Origin of the sequence: Pseudomonas sp. QD4, from assembly GCF_049199125.1 — a bacterium.
Classification (GTDB): Bacteria; Pseudomonadota; Gammaproteobacteria; order Pseudomonadales; family Pseudomonadaceae; genus Aquipseudomonas.
In genome coordinates this window covers 1,583,230-1,599,853 of sequence record NZ_JBLZOM010000002.1, presented here as the reverse complement: position 1 = coordinate 1,599,853, position 16,624 = coordinate 1,583,230, and the positions used below count along the sequence as shown (strand labels likewise).

Here is a 16,624-nt window from a genome sequence, read left to right as displayed (position 1 = left end):
AGCTTCAAGGGGGGTTACCTGACCCCTGTGGCGAGCGAGCTTGCTCGCGCTGGCTTGCGAAGCAAGCCCAAATCCTGCCGCCGCAGCACACCTGATGCACCGCGATTACCGCCTTTGCGACCGCTTCGCGCTCGAGCGGGAGCGAGCTCCCTCGCCACAAAAGAGCCAAGCTTGCGGCTTAGGGCTTGATGCTCGCTGCGCTCAGCAGCCCGTCAGGCCTTGAGGCGTCCGGTCTTCGGCGAAGAACCAGGGGCGCAGGCGTACGCCCACGCCGTTGCCGATAAAGGCGGCTACCAGCCACAGCCAGCCATGCAGGCTGCCGGAGGCGATGCCGCTGAAATAGGCGCCGATGTTGCAGCCATACGCCAGCCGCGAGCCGTAGCCCAGCAGCAATCCACCGAGCACCGCCGCCACCAGGGAACGCCGGGGGATTTTCAGGCTGGGGGCAAAACGCCCGGCCAGCCCGGCCGCCAGCAAGGCCCCAAAGACGATGCCGATGTCCATCACGCTGGTGATGTCCTCCCACACCGGTGCCGCCAGGGCCTTGGCGTTCCCCGGGCTCTGCCAGAACACCCAACTGCCGACATCCACCCCCAGCCCGCTGGCCACCTTGGCACCCCACAAGGCAAACGCCGAGGTGATGCCCCAAGGCCGCCCCGCCAGGGCCAGGGTGGCGTAATTGAGCAACGCCAGGGCAACCGCGCCCCACACCAGCGGCCAGGGCCCGCGCAGCAGGCGGCGCCAGCCATAGTGATCACTGCTGACAGGGGCTTCCAGGGCGCCGTGGCGGCGTTTTTCCAGGCTCACCGTCAGCCATGCAATCGAGGCGAACACCACCAGGCTCAGCACCAGCGCCGGCAACACACCCATGCTCTTGACGATGGAAATCGGCGGCAGCGATGGCAAGGCGAACCACCAATCCACATGCTGGGTGGCGATCAATGAGCCACAGATGAAAAACAGCAAGGTCACCAGCATCCGCGCATTGCCACCGCCCACGGTAAACAGGGTGCCGGAGGCGCAACCGCCGCCCAACTGCATGCCGATGCCGAAGATAAACGCCCCGAAAATCACCGAGACCCCGGCCGGCGCCACCAGCCCGGTCACCGGCTGGCCGAACAGGGTGCCGGCGCCCAATGCCGGGAAGAACAGCAGCACCGCCAGCGCCAGCATCACCATCTGTGCCCGCAGGCCCGCGCCCCGGCGGTCACGGATAAATACGCGCCAGGCCGAGGTGAAACCAAAGGCGGCGTGATACAGGGTCAGCCCCAGCGCGGCACCCAGCACCAGCAACAGCACCTGCTGCGCACCGACCCGCGCTTGCAGGAACAAGGCAGCAGCGCTCAGTACCAGCAATGCGCACAAGGGCGCGCCGAACTTGCGTTCGGGCGCCGCGGAAAGAGTCTGACTCATGGGCGTTCTCGGCGAAGGAAATGGCCGCGAGTATAAACCCTCAGACCTGCCAGGCTTTTCGCAAACGCTGCAGGGCGGCTTCGATCTCCGCTTCCGGCACCGCGGCAAACCCCAGCACCAGCCCGGCACGCTGGTCCGGCGGTTGTGCGGACTCGGGCAGCCAGTAGTTGCTCAGCCCGCTGATCTCGACGTCGGCACCGGCCGCCTGGGCGAGCAGCTCACGCTCGCGTGCCAGGCTGTCCACCGCCAGCGTCAGATGCAGCCCCGCCGCCACATTCGGCAACGGCCCGACACCCTGGATATCCACAGGCCAGTGAGCGAGCAAAGTATTGCGCCGGCTCAACGCCGCGCGCCGCATGCGCCGGATATGCCGCTGAAAGTGCCCGGCCGCCATGAACTCGGCCATCACCGCCTGGGTGCTGACCTCCGAATGCCGCACATCCACGGCCCGGCGCCGGGCAAAGGCCTGCACCAGCGTCGGCGGCAGCACCAGATAGCCCAGGCGCAAGGCCGGAAACGCGACCTTGCCGAAGGTGCCGACGTACAGCACTCGACACTGGCGATCCAGGGCGGCCAGAGGCGCCAGGGGCGCGCCGCTGTAGCGATACTCGCCGTCGTAGTCGTCTTCGATGATCCAGCCCTGGGTCCGCTCGGCCCAGGCCAGCAATTCCAGGCGCCGGGCCAGGCTCATGATGACCCCGGTCGGGTACTGGTGGGACGGCGTCACATAGGCCAGCCGGCAATCCTCCAGAGCCGCCAGTTGCCGGCAGTCGATCCCCTCCTGGTCCACCGCCACGCCGTGCAGGCGCCCGCCCGCCACCGCGAAGGCGTGACCGGCGGCGCGGTAGCCGGGGTTTTCCACAGCCACGCCGGCTCCCGGCTCCACCAGCAGCTGTGCACAAAGGCTTATTCCCTGCTGCGCGCCACTGGTGATCACTATTTGCTCAGCCGTGCACTGCAAGCCACGGGAACTGCGCAAATAGGCGGCGATCAGCCCACGCAGGCGCGCGTCGCCCGCCGAGTCGCCATAACACAGATGGCGCAGGTCCGGCTTGCGCCAGAAAGCCGCATTCAGCTTGGCCCAGACCTCGAATGGAAACAGATCGAAGGCCGGCACGCCCACCCGAAATGCCCGTGGCGGACCACTGGGCGGGGTCGACAAATGATGCTTTTGCAGCAGCTCCAGCGCCTCGTTGTGGATAACTTTAGCTGGATGTAAATCCAGTGAAATGGCCGATTTTGTGGATAACCCTGTGGGTAAGCCTGTTGATATCCCTGTGGACAGTTTTGTGGATAGTTTTTTGATCGGCAACTGCGCTTCAGGCAGCAACGCCACGTAAGTGCCATCGCCGACCCGCCCTTCGATAAACCCTTCGGCATACAACTGGTCGTAGGCGCGCACCACGCTGTTCCGGGAAATCCCCAGGGCCTGCGCCAAGTCGCGACTGGCGGGCAACCGGGTGCCACCGGCCAGGCGACCGTCCAGCACGCGCAGGCGCAGGGCCTGGTACAGCTGGCGGCTGAGGCCCTGGCGGCGGTCGAGCTCGATACCCGCCGGGTTGAAGGAAAGCGGTAGCGCTGGGCTGTTCATCGGTATGCACCCGAGTAATTGGACCTATGAAATAGACCCAAGATGGCTCTTACAACAGACCATTAGCCTGCCTAGGATGCAGGCATTCGCCAAGGAATTTTTCCATGTACCTACCTCGTGCCTTCGTCGACGACAACCTGGCCAGCCTGCAGCAGCAGATTGCCCAGAGCCGCCTCGCCACCCTGGTCACCCACGGCAAGCTGGGCCTGCAAGCCAGCCATTTGCCGCTGTTGCTGGACCCCGCACAAGGCGCCAATGGCACCCTGTTCGGGCACTTGGCCAAGGCCAATCCGCAATGGCAGGAGCTGGCCGACGGAGCCGAGGCGCTGATGATTTTCAGTGGCGAAGACGCTTACGTCAGCCCGGGCTTTTATCCGAGCAAGGCCGAGCATGGAAAAGTGGTTCCCACCTGGAACTACCTGGCCGTGCATGCCTACGGCAGGGCCGAAGTGTTCAGCGACGGACCACGCCTGCTGGAGCTGGTCAGCGCCCTCACCGAGCGCCACGAGAGCACGCGCAGCGAGCCGTGGAAGGTCACGGACGCCCCCGCCGACTACATCGAGGGCATGCTCAAGGCGATTGTTGGTTTTGCCCTGCCGATCCAGCGCCTGGAGGGCAAGCGCAAGCTCAGCCAGAACCGCAGCCCGGCCGACATTGCCGGCGTGCGCGACGGCTTGGCGGCCAGTGCCGACGTCCGCGATCAACAGCTTTCCCACCTGATGCGCCAAGGAGACTTATGAGCCAGATTCAGATTCGCCCCGTGACCGCCGCCGACCACGCCGCCTGGCTGCCGCTATGGCAAGCCTACCTGCGGTTCTACAACACCGAGCTGGCTGATGAAGTGAGCCACAGCACCTGGCAACGCTTTCTCGACCCGAACGAGCCGACCAACGCGGCCCTGGCCTGGGATGGCGAGCGTGCGGTGGGCATGGTGCATTTCATTTACCACCGCTCCAACTGGAGTATCGAGAACTCCTGCTACCTGCAAGACTTGCTGGTCAGCCCGGAGCAGCGTGGCACCGGCGTCGGTCGCCTGCTGATCGAGTTTGTCTACGCGCAGGCCAAGCACGATGGTGCCTGCAAGGTTCACTGGCTGACCCACGAAACCAACGCCACAGCGATCCAGCTCTACGAGCGCATCGCCGAACGGCCGGGTTTCATTCAGTTTCGCAAAGCCCTTTGAGGTTCAAGGAGAACAGCATGCCGATTTCACCCGCTGACTGGACAGGCGCCCCGGCCCCCTCGGCGACCCTGATCGAAGGGCGCTTCATCCGCCTGGAACGCCTCGACCCGGCGCGCCATGCCGAGCAACTGTGGCAGGCCTTCCAGGGCCCCGGCGCAGACCCCAAGTTGTGGGACTACCTGCCGTACGGGCCTTTTGCGCACGACGCGTTCAATGAATGGCTGAGCAATCATGCGGCCAGCAGCGACCCCTATTTCTTCACCGTGATCGACCGTGCCAGCGGCCAGGCCCAGGGCATGCTGAGCCTGATGTCGATCGTCCCGGCCCAGGGCCGCATCGAGATCGGCCACGTGAGTTTCGGCGCGCCGATGCAACGCTCGCCCAAAAGCACCGAGGCGGTCTACCTGCTGGCCAAGGAAGCCTTCGACCTGGGCTACCGGCGCCTGGAATGGAAGTGCAACAACGACAACGCCCGCTCGCGCCAGGCTGCCGAACGCCTGGGCTTCAGCTTCGAAGGGGTGTTCCGTCAGCACATGGTCGCCAAGGGCAAGAACCGCGACACCGCGTGGTTTTCGATCCTCGACTCGGAATGGCCGACGATCGGCGCAGGGTTCGAGCGCTGGCTGAGCGAAGAGAATCAGAGCGGCGCAGGCCAGCGCAAAACCCTGGCCGAATGCCGAGCCTGATACACGGCGCCCGATAGCCAAACCGACGCTGTCCGGCAGGGCCAGCGCGGCCTCATACCTCGGCAGCGGCTACACCCTGTAGCCGCTGCCGGAGGCTGCGCTGGCCTTGATGGGCGCCGAGACCCGTCAGCCCAATTGGGCTTTGTTTTTCGCGGTCAGCGCAGCTTTTGCGCCAGGACGGCGATGTGTTCCGGGCCGATGCCGCAGCAACCACCCAGGTGGCTGGCGCCGCGTTGCTGCCAATCGGCCGCCCAGCGCAGGTAGCCCGGCGGGTCCAGGTCTTCACGCAGCGGGTCGAGGCCGTCGTTGGCCGTGGCTTCCTCGGGTTGCGGTGGGAAGGCATTGGCGTAGGCACCGATATGGATCTTCAACCCCAGACGCTCGAAGGTCGCACGCGCAGCATCAATCGCATCACCAATCACTTCCGGCTGGCTGCAGTTGAACAGCAGGGTCTCCACACCCAGCTCGGCGGCTACTGCTGCCGCTTCGGCCACCGGCTCGCCGGAACGCAGGCGCGGCACGGCGTCGGTGTCTTCATCCTTCAAGGTAAAGGACAACCAGAAAGGCTTGCCGTCTTCAGGCAGGCCGGCATGAATCGCCCGCGCCTCGACGATGGAGCTCTGGGTTTCCGCCAGCCACAGGTCGACGTGGGGTGCCAGGCCGTTGACCAGCGGCGCCAGCAAGTCTGCAGCCCGCGAGGCATCGAACAAGTCCGGACGATAAGAACCAAACAGCGGCGGCAGCGAACCTGCGACCCGCACGCTCTTGCCCGAGGCATCCGCCGCACGCCGCGCCAGCTCGCCGGCCAGGGCCGCCAGGGCCTGCCCTTCAGCGGCAAACCGCTCTTCGCCAATATGGAACGGCACCACCGCATAACTGTTGCTGGTAATGACGTTGGCGCCGCTGTCGATATACGCCGCATGCACAGCTTCCACCGCTTGCGGCGCCTCGCTCAAGGCCAGGGCCGACCACTCGGGCTGCCGGAACGGCGCCCCGCGGCGTTGCAGTTCGCGGCCCATGCCGCCATCCAGAATTACCGTGTTGCCTGCGCCCATATGCCTTTTACTCATATGCTTATGAAAATAACTCACTACCGGAGTGGTTCTTATAACTATTAAATACGCACCATTCGGTTAATCACAACCTTTTTCAGTCAGGATTTCCATGAACTTCAAACCGTTATTGGCCCTGGGCCTGACCTTGCTCGCCGCCTCTTCCCAGGCCTTCGCCGGTGCCACCCTGGACCGCATCGAGCAGAAAAAGGAGTTGGTCGGCGTGTTGATGGAAAGCTATCCGCCCTTTTCCTTCCTCAATGATCAGAACCAGCTGGACGGCTTCGACGTCGACGTGGCCAAGGCCGTCGCCGCCAAACTGGGGGTCAAGCTGCGCCTGGAAACCCCTTCCTGGGACGTGATCGCCGCCGGTCGCTGGAGCGGTCGCTACGACATCTGCATCTGCTCCATGACCCCGAGCAAGGCCCGCGCCGAAGTCTTCGACTTCCCGGTGGAGTACTACGCCTCGCCGGCGGTGATCGTGGTCAACGCCAAGGACGATCGCATCCACGGGGCCAAAGACCTGAGCGACAAGAAAGTCGGCCTCACCAGCGCCTCCAGCTATGAGAGCTACCTGAACAAGAACCTGGTGATCGAAGGCGCCGAAGACACCCAATTGCAGTACCCGTTCGAGAACGTGCAGATCGCCCCGTACGACACCGACAACGTCGCCTTCCAGGACCTGGGCCTGGGTGCCGGCGTGCGCCTGGACGCGATCCTCACCAACCTGGTGACCGCACAGCCGCGCCTGACCCAGGACAAACGCTTCAAGCTGGCCGGCGAGCCGCTCTACTCCGAACCCAACTCGGTGGCCATCGAGAAAGGCGACGCCCAGTGGAACAGCAAGGTGCGTGAAGTCTTCGCTCAGTTGAAACAGGACGGCACTCTGAGCAAACTGTCGGACAAATGGATCGGCGCCGATATCAGTAAATGACCTCTCTCTCGCAACCACCTCAGCCACCGCAACCGGTGGCTGAGTCGTTTCTCAAACGCCTGCTGGGTTTTCGCACACGCCTGTACCTGACCTGGGCGTTGCTGTTCTTGCTGTTTGTCGGGTTCTTCCTGAGCTTTGACCTGAAATTCGCGATCATCCTGGAAAAATTCCCCAACCTGGCGGGCTTTCGCCTGGGGCCCAATGGCTTCCTGCAAGGCGCGGCGCTGACCTTGTTCCTGTGCCTGTGCTCGATGCTGGCGTCGGTGCTGCTGGGCTTCGCCGCCGCCCTGGCGCGTCTGTCCAGCAGCGCCGTGCTGTTCGGCATCGCCAGCTTCTACACCTCATTCTTTCGCGGCACCCCGCTGCTGATCCAGATCATGCTGATCTACCTGGGCATGCCCCAGTTGGGCGTGGTGCCGGGCGCGATCGCGGCCGGGATCATCGCCCTGTCCCTGAACTACGGGGCCTATCTCAGCGAAATCTTCCGTGCGGGCATCATCGGCGTCGCCCAGGGCCAACGCCAGGCGGCACTGGCCCTGGGTATGCGCCCGACGACCATTTTCTGGCACGTGACCCTGCCCCAGGCGATGCGCACCATCATCCCGCCCACGGCCAACCAGTTCATTTCGATGCTCAAGGACTCGTCGCTGATTTCGGTGATGGGGGTTTGGGAAGTGATGTTCCTGGCCCAGTCCTACGGCCGCTCCAGCTACCGCTACCTGGAAATGCTGACCACCGCGGCGGTGATCTACTGGCTGATGTCCTTCGCCCTGGAACTGGTTCAGGCCCGCCTGGAGCGCTATTACGGCAAGGGCCATCAGCGCTAGGCACTCAACTGAACGGGCATGCGCAGGTTTTTTCCTCGCAAAAAAAAAGGGGAGCAAATGCCCCCCCGAGGTAAAACGTTGCAGATGAAGGCTTAGATCAGCCCTCGATCTCGATCAGGATCTCGCCCGGGTTGACCCGGTCGCCCTTGGCCACGTGGATGGCGGTCACCTTGCCGGCGATGGCCGACTGGACTTCGGTTTCCATCTTCATCGCTTCGGTGATCAATACCGCCTGGCCGGCCTTGACCACGTCGCCTTCCTTGACCAGCACGTCGACGATGTTGCCCGGCATGGTGGTGCTGACGTGACCCGGCGCCGTGGCCTGCTTGCGTTTGCTGCTGCCGCCGCCGACAAATTCGTTGAGCGGCTCGAACACCACTTCTTCCGGCATGCCGTCGATCGACAGGTAGAAGTGGCGCTTGCCCTCGGCCTTGACCCCGACCCCGGTGATGTCGACGCGGTAGGTTTCGCCGTGGACGTCGATGACGAACTCGGTGGGCACGCCCTCGCCGCCCGCCTTGCTGACGCCACCGGCTTCGGGGATCGGCAGCAGCACTTCCGGAACCAGGGTGCCGGCCTCGCGCTCTTCGAGGAACTTGCGCCCGATATCCGGGAACATGGCGTAGGTCAGCACGTCTTCTTCGGACTTGGCCAGGGCGCCGATTTCACCGCGCAGCTTGGTCATCTCAGGTTTCAGCAGGTCGGCCGGGCGCACGTCGATCACGTCTTCGCTGCCGATGGCCTGGCGCCGCAGTTTTTCGTCGACTTCACCTGGAGCCTTGCCGTAGCCGCCTTGCAGGTAGAGCTTCACTTCGTTGGTGATGGTCTTGTAGCGCTCGCCGGCCAGGACGTTGAAGAACGCCTGGGTGCCGACGATCTGCGAGGTCGGGGTCACCAGCGGCGGGTAGCCAAGGTCGTGACGGACCCGCGGGATCTCGGCCAGCACTTCGCTCATGCGGTTCAGCGCGCCCTGCTCTTTGAGCTGGTTGGCCAGGTTGGAGATCATCCCGCCCGGTACCTGGTTGACCTGTACCCGGGTGTCGACCGCGGTGAATTCGCTTTCGAACTGGTGGTACTTCTTGCGCACGGCGTAGAAGTACAGACCGATTTCCTGCAGCAGCTCCAGGTTCAGGCCGGTGTCGAATTCGCTGCCTTTAAGGGCCGCGACCATGGACTCGGTGCCCGGGTGGCTGGTGCCCCAGGCGAAGCTGGAGATGGCGGTGTCGATATGGTCGGCGCCGTTCTCGATGGCCTTGAGCTGGCACATCGCGGCCAGGCCTGCGGTGTCGTGGGAGTGGATGAACACCGGCAGCGACTGCTCGGCCTTCAGCGCCTTGACCAGCTCGCCAGTGGCATAGGGCGTCAGCAGGCCGGCCATGTCCTTGATGGCCACCGAGTCGCAACCCATGGCTTCCATTTGCTTGGCCTGGGCGACGAAGGCCTCGATGGTGTGCACCGGGCTGGTGGTGTAGGCGATGGTGCCCTGGGCGTGCTTGCCGGCGGCTTTTACCGCTTCGATGGCGACCCGCAGGTTACGCACGTCGTTCATGGCGTCGAAGATGCGGAACACGTCGATGCCATTGACCGCAGCCTTGGCCACGAACGCGCGGACCACATCGTCGCTGTAATGGCGGTAGCCCAGCAGGTTCTGCCCGCGCAGGAGCATTTGCAGACGGGTGTTGGGCAATGCCGCGCGCAGTTGGCGCAGGCGCTCCCACGGATCTTCTTTCAGAAACCGCACGCAGGCGTCGAAAGTCGCGCCGCCCCAGACTTCCAGGGACCAGTAGCCGACTTTGTCGAGCTTGTCGCAGATCGGCAGCATGTCGTCGGTGCGCATGCGGGTGGCCAGCAGAGACTGGTGGGCGTCGCGCAGGATGGTGTCGGTAACGAAGATTTTCTTAGTCATATTCGGATCTCCTCATAGCTACAAGTTTCAAGCTACAAGCTGCAGGTAAAAGCCAATCTGCTCTTACCGCCGCTTGCAGCTGAAAGCTTGCAACTGCTTCATTCATAGGCCTGCGTGGGCGGCGATGGCGGCGGCGATGGCCAGGGCCAGCTCTTCGGGTTTGCGCTTGATCGAGTAGTTGGTCAGTTCAGGGTGGCTTTCAACGAAGCTGGTGTTGAACTGGCCGCTACGGAATTCCGGGTTACGCAGAATTTCCTGGTAATAGGCCGCCGTGGTCTTCACGCCTTGCAGGCGCATGTCGTCCAGGGCACGCAGGCCGCGGTCCATCGCTTCTTCCCAGGTCAGGGCCCAGACCACCAGTTTCAGGCACATGGAGTCGTAGAACGGCGGAATGGTGTAGCCGGTGTAGATCGCCGTATCGGTACGTACGCCGGGGCCGCCGGGTGCGTAATAACGGGTGATCTTGCCGAAGCTGGGCAGGAAGTTGTTTTTCGGGTCTTCGGCATTGATCCGGAACTGCAGCGCGAAGCCGCGATGCTGGATGTCTTCCTGCTTCACCGAAAGCGGCAGGCCGGAAGCGATGCGGATCTGCTCGCGGACGATATCGATGCCGGTGATTTCTTCGGTGATGGTGTGTTCCACCTGCACCCGGGTGTTCATCTCCATGAAGTACACCTCGCCCTCGGCGAGCAGGAACTCCACGGTGCCGGCGTTCTCGTAGCCCACGGCCTTGGCGGCGCGCACCGACAGGTCGCCGATATAGGCGCGCTGTTCAGGGGTCAGTTGCGGGCTGGGGGCGATCTCGATCAGCTTCTGGTTGCGGCGCTGGATCGAGCAGTCACGCTCGAACAGGTGCACCACGTTGCCAAAGCTGTCGCCGAGGATCTGCGCTTCGATGTGCTTGGGATTGACGATGCACTTTTCGAGGAACACTTCCGCCGAACCGAAGGCCTTGGTGGCCTCGGAAATCACCCGGGGGAAGGCTTGTTCAAGTTCTTCACGGCTGTTGCAACGGCGAATGCCGCGGCCGCCACCGCCGGAGGTGGCCTTGAGCATCACCGGGTAGCCAATGCGGTCGCCCTCGGTCAAGGCTTCGGCGATGTCCGCGACGTTGCCTTCGGTGCCCGGGGTCACCGGCACGCCGGCCTTGATCATGCTGCGGCGGGCTTCGGTCTTGTCGCCCATGCGCCGGATCACTTCCGCCGAAGGGCCGATGAATTTGATGCCACGCTCGGCGCAGATGTCCGCCAGCTCGGCGTTTTCCGAGAGGAAACCGTAGCCGGGGTGCAGTGCGTCGCAGCCGGTTTCCACCGCCAGGTTCACCAGCTTGCGCGGGTTGAGGTAACCGGCCAGCGGTTCGGCGCCGATGCTATGCGCCTCGTCCGCGCGCTTTACATGCAGGGCATGGCGATCGGCGTCGGAATAGATCGCGACCGAACGGATGCCCATCTCGGCGCAGGCACGCACGATTCGTACGGCAATCTCACCACGGTTGGCGATCAGGATCTTTTTTATCACTTGGAGGTTCCCTTGAGCCGTTGAAACACACGACCTGCTAGACCAGGTCGGCGCGTGACCAAATGTTTCAAGTCAGTCGCTGCGCCACACTATGCCTATGGAGGGATTAACAAAAATCAATAATTATTGGGTCGACCATAAGTAAAGACTTATAGTTGGCCAATCAGCCTGCGGCGCGAGACCTAAAATAATGCGTAAGTCCTTGATGCGTATGACATTACGCCAGCTTCAGATCTTCAATGAGGTCTGTGATTTACGCTCTTACAGTCGCGCCGCCGAAGAGATGTCCCTGACTCAGCCCGCCGTGAGCCTGCAGATCCGCCAGCTGGAAGAGCTGATCGGCCAGCCGCTGTTCGATTACGTCGGCAAGAAGCTGTACATGACCGAGGCCGCCGAAGCCCTGCAACGGGCCAGTCGCGACATTTTCGGACGCCTGGAAAACCTCGACATGCAGCTCTCGGACATGCAGGGATCGTTGCAGGGCCAGCTGAAACTGGCGGTGGAATCGAGCGCCAAATACTTCGTGCCGCACCTGTTCGCCGCCTTCAAGCGCCAGCACCCGGAGGTCAACCTGCAACTGACCGTGGTCAATCGCGGACAGGTGATCCGCCGTCTTTCGGACAACCGTGACGACCTGGTGATCATGTCCATGGTGCCGCAGGACATGGGCCTGGAGTTTCTGCCGTTCCTCAACAACCCGATCGTGGCCGTGGCGCCCCCCGAGCACCCGCTGTGCCATATGGGGCCGCTGCGCCTGCAGGACCTGGAGCCCTACAACCTGCTAGTGCGTGAACAGGGGTCGGGAACGCGGATGGCCTGCGAGGAATACTTCAAGGAGAAGCGCGTGCACTTCACCCAGACCCTGGAAGTGTCATCGGCCGAGGCCCAGCGCGAATGCGTGCGAGCGGGTCTGGGCGTGGCCTTGTTGACGCGCCACGCCCTGAACCTTGAGTTGGCGACGGGGGGGCTCATCGAGCTGCCCGTCGAAGAGCTGCCGTTGTACCGCAGCTGGTGCCTGGTGCAGGCCAAGGCCAAGCGCCTGTCACCGGTAGCGCATGCGTTCCTGGGGTTTATCCGCAGCGAACGGGTGCAGATCAGCGTGCTGGTTGAGCGTTTCGACGGGAAGCTGTCGGTGCCGCCTGCCAGTAATTGATGGCTTCAAGCTCCGGGTAATCGTTGATCTCCTGCTGCAGTTGACGCAACTCACAGCGGTGTTCGATCGCGCGGCGAAACTCCATGCGGCGCTGGTCTTCCTGCTGACGACGGGTCTTGACTACGCTGTTGCTCTCTTCGTAAGGCCGGGCCATTTCTAGTCTCCCAATGCGAGTACGGGAGTTTCACGATGGACGTCGGGCGTTACGGTTTGGCGGCGAGTCAGTGACAGAGAGATGAATGTTGCCCAGTGGTGGGCCGCTCGAATGTCGCCCACCTCAGGCGGTGCAGCCAGACTCAGTCGTCCAGCGCTTTGACCGATTTTGGCGACAGGCGCAGGCTGCGCAAGCTGCGTTTGACGCTTTTCAGGTGGTTGACCAGGCTCGGCCCGCGGGCCATGGCCACGCCCATGGCCAGCACGTCGATCACCACCAGGTGAGCGATACGCGAGGTCAGCGGGGTGTAGATTTCGGTGTCTTCGTGCACGTCGATCGCCAGGTTGACGGTCGACAGCTCGGCCAAGGGCGTCTGGCTCGGGCACAGGGTGATCAGCGAGGCGCCGCTTTCGCGCACCAGGTTGGCGGTGATCAGCAGGTCCTTGGAACGCCCGGACTGGGAAATGCAGATCGCCACATCGGTGGGCTTCAGGGTCACCGCCGACATCGCCTGCATATGCGGGTCGGAATACGCCGCCGCCGTCAGCAGCAGGCGAAAGAACTTGTGCTGGGCATCTGCCGCCACTGCGCCCGACGCGCCGAAGCCGTAGAACTCCACGCGCTGGGCCTGGGACATGGCGGTCACGGCCTTCTGCAACTCCACCGGGTCGAGCTTCTCGCGCACTTCCATCAGGGTGTGCAGGGTGGTGTCGAAGATTTTCAGGCTGTAGTCGGCGACGGAATCGTCTTCATGGATCGCGAACTGGCCGAAGCTGGCACCGGCGGCCAGGCTTTGCGCCAGCTTGAGTTTCAGGTCCTGGAAGCCCGAACAACCGATGGCGCGGCAGAAACGCACGATGGTCGGTTCGCTGATGCCGACGCTATGGGCCAGGTCGGCCATGGAGCTGTGCATCACAGCCGCAGGATCGAGCAACACATGATCGGCGACCTTGAGCTCCGACTTGCGCAAGAGATGGCGTGACTGGGCGATGTGCTGCAACAGATTCAAAGGGCTGGACTCATTGTTATTGGCAGGCGCCAGGGATGTAGCAGTTTTGTAGTTATACTACATGAATCCGTTTTTTGCCCGCGCAATGCGTAACTGAATCAGCTTTACGTCCCCTATTTTGGCTGGGTCCGCTGTATGTAGCTGCCAGGGCGGCCCGCGTCTGCGGCAGTGGCTACAAGGCGGCGTCGGCTCGGAGTAATGCCGCCAGGCCTTCTGCTTCGACGGGGCGGCTGATCAGGTAACCCTGCACTTCGTCACACTGCTCGGCCTTGAGAAATGCCAGTTGCCCCGGATGCTCGACGCCCTCGGCCACCACCTTCAGCGACAGGCCGTGGGCCATGGCAATGATCGCCCGGGTAATCGCCGCATCCGCGCTGCCTTCCGTCAGACCACGGATAAACGCCTGATCGATCTTCACGTAGTCCACAGGGATCCGCTTGAGGTAACTCAGGGACGAATACCCGGTGCCAAAATCGTCGATCGCCAGCTTCACCCCCAGGCCTCGCAGCTGCTGAAAGGTCGAGATGATGTGTTCGACGCTGTCGAGCAACTGGCTTTCGGTCAGCTCAAGCTCCAGGTATTGCGGCTCCAGGCCGGTTTCTTCCAGCACCTGGCGCACCAGGCTCACCAACTTGCCCTGGCGCAGCTGATACACCGACAGATTGACCGAGACCCGAATCGGCGCCAGCCCCTGGCGCTGCCATTCACACGCCTGCCAACAGGCCTGGCGCAACACGAACTCGCCGATCGGCCCGATCAGCCCGGTTTCTTCGGCCAGGCCGATAAAGTCCCCCGGCGGCACCCGACCCATGGTCGGGTGATCCCAGCGTACCAACGCCTCGGCGGCATTCAGATGGCCGCTGGCCAGGCACAGCTTGGGTTGATAGAAGACTTTCAGTTGCTGTTCGTCGATGGCCTTGCGCAGCTGGTTTTCCAATTGCAGGCGCTCCAGGGTGCTGGCCTGCAAACTCTCGGTGTAAAACTGGAAATTATTCCCCCCCAGGTGCTTGGCGTACTGCATGGCCATGTTCGACTGGCTGATCAGCGCGGAAATCTCCCGCGCACTATCGGGCAGCAGGCTGATGCCCATGGACGCGCTGACCACCAACTCGTGGCCGTCCACGGTCAGCGGCAGGCGCAGCTTGCTCAGTAAACGGGTGGCGACCCGGGTCAGGCTCGACAGGCTGCCGTAGGCATCGAACAGCACCGCAAACTCATCGCCGGACAAGCGGGCGATGGTGTCGGCTTCCGGCAGCGCATTGATCAGGCGCCGGGCCATTTTCTGCAACAGCTGGTCGGCCACGTCATGCCCGAGGCTGTCATTGAGCAACTTGAAGCGGTCCAGGTTGATGTGAACCAGAGCCAGGCTGCGCCCGCCCTGGCGCACCCGCAGATGGGCGTCGCGCAGGCGCTCGCGAAACAGCGAGCGGTTGGCCAGGCCGGTAAGTTCGTCGTAGTGGGTCAGGTAGCGCATGCGCTCTTCGGACTCGCGCCGCGCCGACAGATCGGCGAAGAAGCCGACGATATGGCTGACCTGCCCGCGCTTGTCGCGGACCATGCTCAGTTGCAGCCACTGCGGGTACAGCTCGCCATTCTTGCGCGCCTCCACTAACTCGCCCTGCCAACTGCCGTGCTGCTCCAGGGCCTGGCGGATCGCCGGGTAGTGGCGACGCGCATCGCGGCTGCACGGCAGCTCCACGACATTGCGCCCGAGCATGTCTTCGATCTGATAGCCGGTGACGCGGCTGAATGCCTGGTTGATCGCGATCAATGCGTAATCCGGGTCGAGAATCACTATGCCTTCGCTGGCGGCCTCGAACACCGTGGCGGCCAGGTTGCGCTGCTCTTCCAGCTCCTTGCTGGTGCTGATGTCGCGCCGGGTGCCGACCATTCGCGTCACCCGCCCGCTGGCGCTACGCTCCACCGCTCGGCCACGGTCCTCGATCCAGACCCAATGGCCGGCACCGTGGCGCACCCGGTATTCAACTTGATAATCCTCGCTGCGGCCCTTGAGGTGCTCCACCAGGGCGCGCCTGAGCAGCGGCAGGTCCTCGGGGTGCAGGCGGGGCTTGAGGTGGCTGAGCATCGCCGTGACGTAGTCGGGCTCCAGCCCGAACAGCTCCTTGACCTGGGTGTGGTGCACTTCGTCGGTCTGCAGGTTCCAGTCCCACAGCCCCAACTCACTGGCCTTGAGCGCCAGGGCCAGGCGCGCCTCGCTCTTGCTCAGGGCCTTGTTGGCCGCGTCCAGCTCCAGGCTGCGCTCGGCGACCCGGCCTTCAAGGCTGACCTGGGCTTCGCGCAGTTCATCTTCGGCGCGCCGGCGCTGTTCAATCTCGCGGGCCAGCTCGCTGTTGAGCTGCTCGCTGCGGCTTTGCGCCTGCTGCAGGTGCTCGATCAGCGCCTGGTTCTGGAAACGCCGCAGCATGCCACGGTGGATCAGGCGATGAACCTGCCAGGCCACCACACTCAATGACACCAGCAGAATCAGCCCCAGCCAGCCCCAGCCGCGCTGTTGCTGGTCGCCGCCCCAGAACAGATAGGCGATGGCCGGCAACAGGCAGGGCAAGGTAAAAGACAGGAAGGCCGGCAGGCTGACGGCATAGGAAACGCTGGCGGAGAGAATCGCTGCGCCGATCAGGCCGAAGACCCAGGCCTGCTGCAGGAAACTGTCGGCAGGCACCAGGGCGATAGCGGCGCAGGCCAGGGTCAGGCCACTGACCGCAGACCCCATCAGAAACATCCGCCGCCACACCGCGTGTGCCTGGCGGCTGGGCATGGCGGAATCGAACGCCGCCACCTGGATCACTCGCAGCGCCACCAGGGCCAGCAGCCAGACCATCCACACACTGACCAGCAAGTACCGCTCGGGGCTCCACAGCAACCAGGCGCAGACCAGACCGTTGAGCAACATGAAGAGTGTGGGCAGCAATGAGCCCTGATAAAGCAGACGCGTGCGCTCGACCGCCATCTCCATGGCGTAGTGCTGGCGGATAACCCGCGGCTCCACAAAAGGACCGCTCAGGTCGGTGCTGAGTGTCATAGGCAGTGTTCTTATAATGGTTGAGCCTGAAACGTCGCCGGAGCATACACAAGCAATAGCCCGTACCAAACTGCTCCAGATCATAAATCGCTAAAACAAATCCCCCGCCGGTACTGCATAAAACCGTACAGGCGAGCACTGCCAACGGCTGCAGCCTG

The 16,624-nt window shown here is 63.4% G+C and carries 14 protein-coding genes; 6 read left to right on the top strand and 8 right to left on the bottom strand.

Going from position 1 to position 16,624, the window contains the following annotated elements:
• Positions 1-201: 201 nt before the first annotated feature.
• On the bottom strand, positions 202-1,413 hold the full coding sequence (locus tag ACOZJV_RS18355; RefSeq protein WP_421548188.1) for a YeeE/YedE family protein: 1,212 nt from the start codon (positions 1,411-1,413) through the stop codon (positions 202-204).
• 40 nt (positions 1,414-1,453) lie between these two features.
• Positions 1,454-3,004, bottom strand: coding sequence for a PLP-dependent aminotransferase family protein (locus ACOZJV_RS18350; RefSeq protein ID WP_421548187.1), 1,551 nt, complete (start codon positions 3,002-3,004; stop codon positions 1,454-1,456).
• A 104-nt stretch (positions 3,005-3,108) separates the two neighbouring features.
• On the opposite strand from ACOZJV_RS18350, the gene ACOZJV_RS18345 reads away from it, so the two are divergent.
• Genes ACOZJV_RS18345 through ACOZJV_RS18335 form a run of 3 tightly spaced genes read left to right on the top strand, consistent with a single transcriptional unit; the run spans position 3,109 to position 4,873 of the window.
• Complete coding sequence (locus ACOZJV_RS18345; RefSeq protein ID WP_201128635.1) at positions 3,109-3,744, top strand: FMN-binding negative transcriptional regulator; 636 nt, start codon at positions 3,109-3,111, stop codon at positions 3,742-3,744.
• A complete protein-coding gene (locus ACOZJV_RS18340) occupies positions 3,741-4,187 on the top strand; it encodes a GNAT family N-acetyltransferase (protein ID WP_201128636.1) in 447 nt (148 codons plus the stop codon). The genes ACOZJV_RS18345 and ACOZJV_RS18340 overlap by 4 nt, the downstream gene beginning before the upstream one ends.
• A 17-nt stretch (positions 4,188-4,204) precedes the next feature.
• Positions 4,205-4,873, top strand: a complete 669-nt coding sequence (locus tag ACOZJV_RS18335) for a GNAT family N-acetyltransferase (RefSeq protein ID WP_421548186.1) — start codon at positions 4,205-4,207, stop codon at positions 4,871-4,873.
• Between the two features lie 155 nt (positions 4,874-5,028).
• Here ACOZJV_RS18335 and ACOZJV_RS18330 read toward each other — a convergent pair whose 3' ends face one another.
• A complete protein-coding gene (locus tag ACOZJV_RS18330) occupies positions 5,029-5,928 on the bottom strand; it encodes a homocysteine S-methyltransferase family protein (protein ID WP_421548185.1) in 900 nt (299 codons plus the stop codon).
• A 109-nt stretch (positions 5,929-6,037) separates the two neighbouring features.
• Here ACOZJV_RS18330 and ACOZJV_RS18325 point away from each other — a divergent pair, with 109 nt between their 5' ends.
• Entirely contained in the window at positions 6,038-6,859 is an 822-nt protein-coding gene (locus ACOZJV_RS18325; protein ID WP_078470387.1) for an ABC transporter substrate-binding protein, read from the top strand.
• The gene (locus ACOZJV_RS18320) at positions 6,856-7,686 is read left to right on the top strand and encodes an amino acid ABC transporter permease (RefSeq protein WP_078470386.1); all 831 of its coding nucleotides are present in this window, start codon (positions 6,856-6,858) and stop codon (positions 7,684-7,686) included. Before ACOZJV_RS18325 ends, ACOZJV_RS18320 begins: the two co-directional genes overlap by 4 nt.
• 97 nt (positions 7,687-7,783) lie before the next feature.
• Here ACOZJV_RS18320 and oadA read toward each other — a convergent pair whose 3' ends face one another.
• Complete coding sequence (gene oadA, locus ACOZJV_RS18315) at positions 7,784-9,592, bottom strand: sodium-extruding oxaloacetate decarboxylase subunit alpha (protein WP_078470385.1); 1,809 nt, start codon at positions 9,590-9,592, stop codon at positions 7,784-7,786.
• A gap of 102 nt (positions 9,593-9,694) precedes the next feature.
• Positions 9,695-11,110 carry an acetyl-CoA carboxylase biotin carboxylase subunit gene (locus ACOZJV_RS18310; RefSeq protein WP_020294870.1) on the bottom strand — a complete coding sequence of 472 codons (1,416 nt, stop codon included), beginning with the start codon at positions 11,108-11,110 and terminating at the stop codon, positions 9,695-9,697.
• A gap of 190 nt (positions 11,111-11,300) precedes the next feature.
• Between ACOZJV_RS18310 and ACOZJV_RS18305 the strand changes: the two genes are divergently transcribed.
• Positions 11,301-12,263, top strand: coding sequence for a LysR family transcriptional regulator (locus ACOZJV_RS18305; protein WP_020294871.1), 963 nt, complete (start codon positions 11,301-11,303; stop codon positions 12,261-12,263).
• Here ACOZJV_RS18305 and ACOZJV_RS18300 read toward each other — a convergent pair.
• The 3 genes from ACOZJV_RS18300 to ACOZJV_RS18290 form a co-directional block, all read right to left on the bottom strand.
• The gene (locus tag ACOZJV_RS18300) at positions 12,205-12,417 is read right to left on the bottom strand and encodes a PA3496 family putative envelope integrity protein (RefSeq protein ID WP_078470383.1); all 213 of its coding nucleotides are present in this window, start codon (positions 12,415-12,417) and stop codon (positions 12,205-12,207) included. The two genes, ACOZJV_RS18305 and ACOZJV_RS18300, sit on opposite strands and share 59 nt — an antisense overlap.
• Positions 12,418-12,559: 142 nt before the next feature.
• On the bottom strand, positions 12,560-13,426 hold the full coding sequence (gene hexR / locus ACOZJV_RS18295; protein ID WP_003177007.1) for a transcriptional regulator HexR: 867 nt from the start codon (positions 13,424-13,426) through the stop codon (positions 12,560-12,562).
• Between the two features lie 172 nt (positions 13,427-13,598).
• Positions 13,599-16,466: a GGDEF domain-containing phosphodiesterase gene (locus tag ACOZJV_RS18290; RefSeq protein WP_078470382.1), complete on the bottom strand. Its 2,868-nt coding sequence runs from the start codon at positions 16,464-16,466 to the stop codon at positions 13,599-13,601.
• Positions 16,467-16,624: the final 158 nt, after the last annotated feature.

Excerpts from the sequence above, each read along its gene's own strand:
- ACOZJV_RS18340 (WP_201128636.1), top strand. The coding sequence starts at position 3,741 with ATGAGCCAGATTCAGATTCGCCCCGTGACCGCCGCCGACCACGCCGCC.
- ACOZJV_RS18335 (WP_421548186.1), top strand. The coding sequence starts at position 4,205 with ATGCCGATTTCACCCGCTGACTGGACAGGCGCCCCGGCCCCCTCGGCG.
- ACOZJV_RS18305 (WP_020294871.1), top strand. The coding sequence starts at position 11,301 with ATGCGTAAGTCCTTGATGCGTATGACATTACGCCAGCTTCAGATCTTC.
- ACOZJV_RS18300 (WP_078470383.1), bottom strand. The coding sequence starts at position 12,417 with ATGGCCCGGCCTTACGAAGAGAGCAACAGCGTAGTCAAGACCCGTCGT.
- ACOZJV_RS18355 (WP_421548188.1), bottom strand. The coding sequence starts at position 1,413 with ATGAGTCAGACTCTTTCCGCGGCGCCCGAACGCAAGTTCGGCGCGCCC.
- oadA (WP_078470385.1), bottom strand. The coding sequence starts at position 9,592 with ATGACTAAGAAAATCTTCGTTACCGACACCATCCTGCGCGACGCCCAC.
- ACOZJV_RS18320 (WP_078470386.1), top strand. The coding sequence starts at position 6,856 with ATGACCTCTCTCTCGCAACCACCTCAGCCACCGCAACCGGTGGCTGAG.
- ACOZJV_RS18330 (WP_421548185.1), bottom strand. The coding sequence starts at position 5,928 with ATGGGCGCAGGCAACACGGTAATTCTGGATGGCGGCATGGGCCGCGAA.
- ACOZJV_RS18325 (WP_078470387.1), top strand. The coding sequence starts at position 6,038 with ATGAACTTCAAACCGTTATTGGCCCTGGGCCTGACCTTGCTCGCCGCC.
- ACOZJV_RS18290 (WP_078470382.1), bottom strand. The coding sequence starts at position 16,466 with ATGACACTCAGCACCGACCTGAGCGGTCCTTTTGTGGAGCCGCGGGTT.
- ACOZJV_RS18350 (WP_421548187.1), bottom strand. The coding sequence starts at position 3,004 with ATGAACAGCCCAGCGCTACCGCTTTCCTTCAACCCGGCGGGTATCGAG.
- ACOZJV_RS18345 (WP_201128635.1), top strand. The coding sequence starts at position 3,109 with ATGTACCTACCTCGTGCCTTCGTCGACGACAACCTGGCCAGCCTGCAG.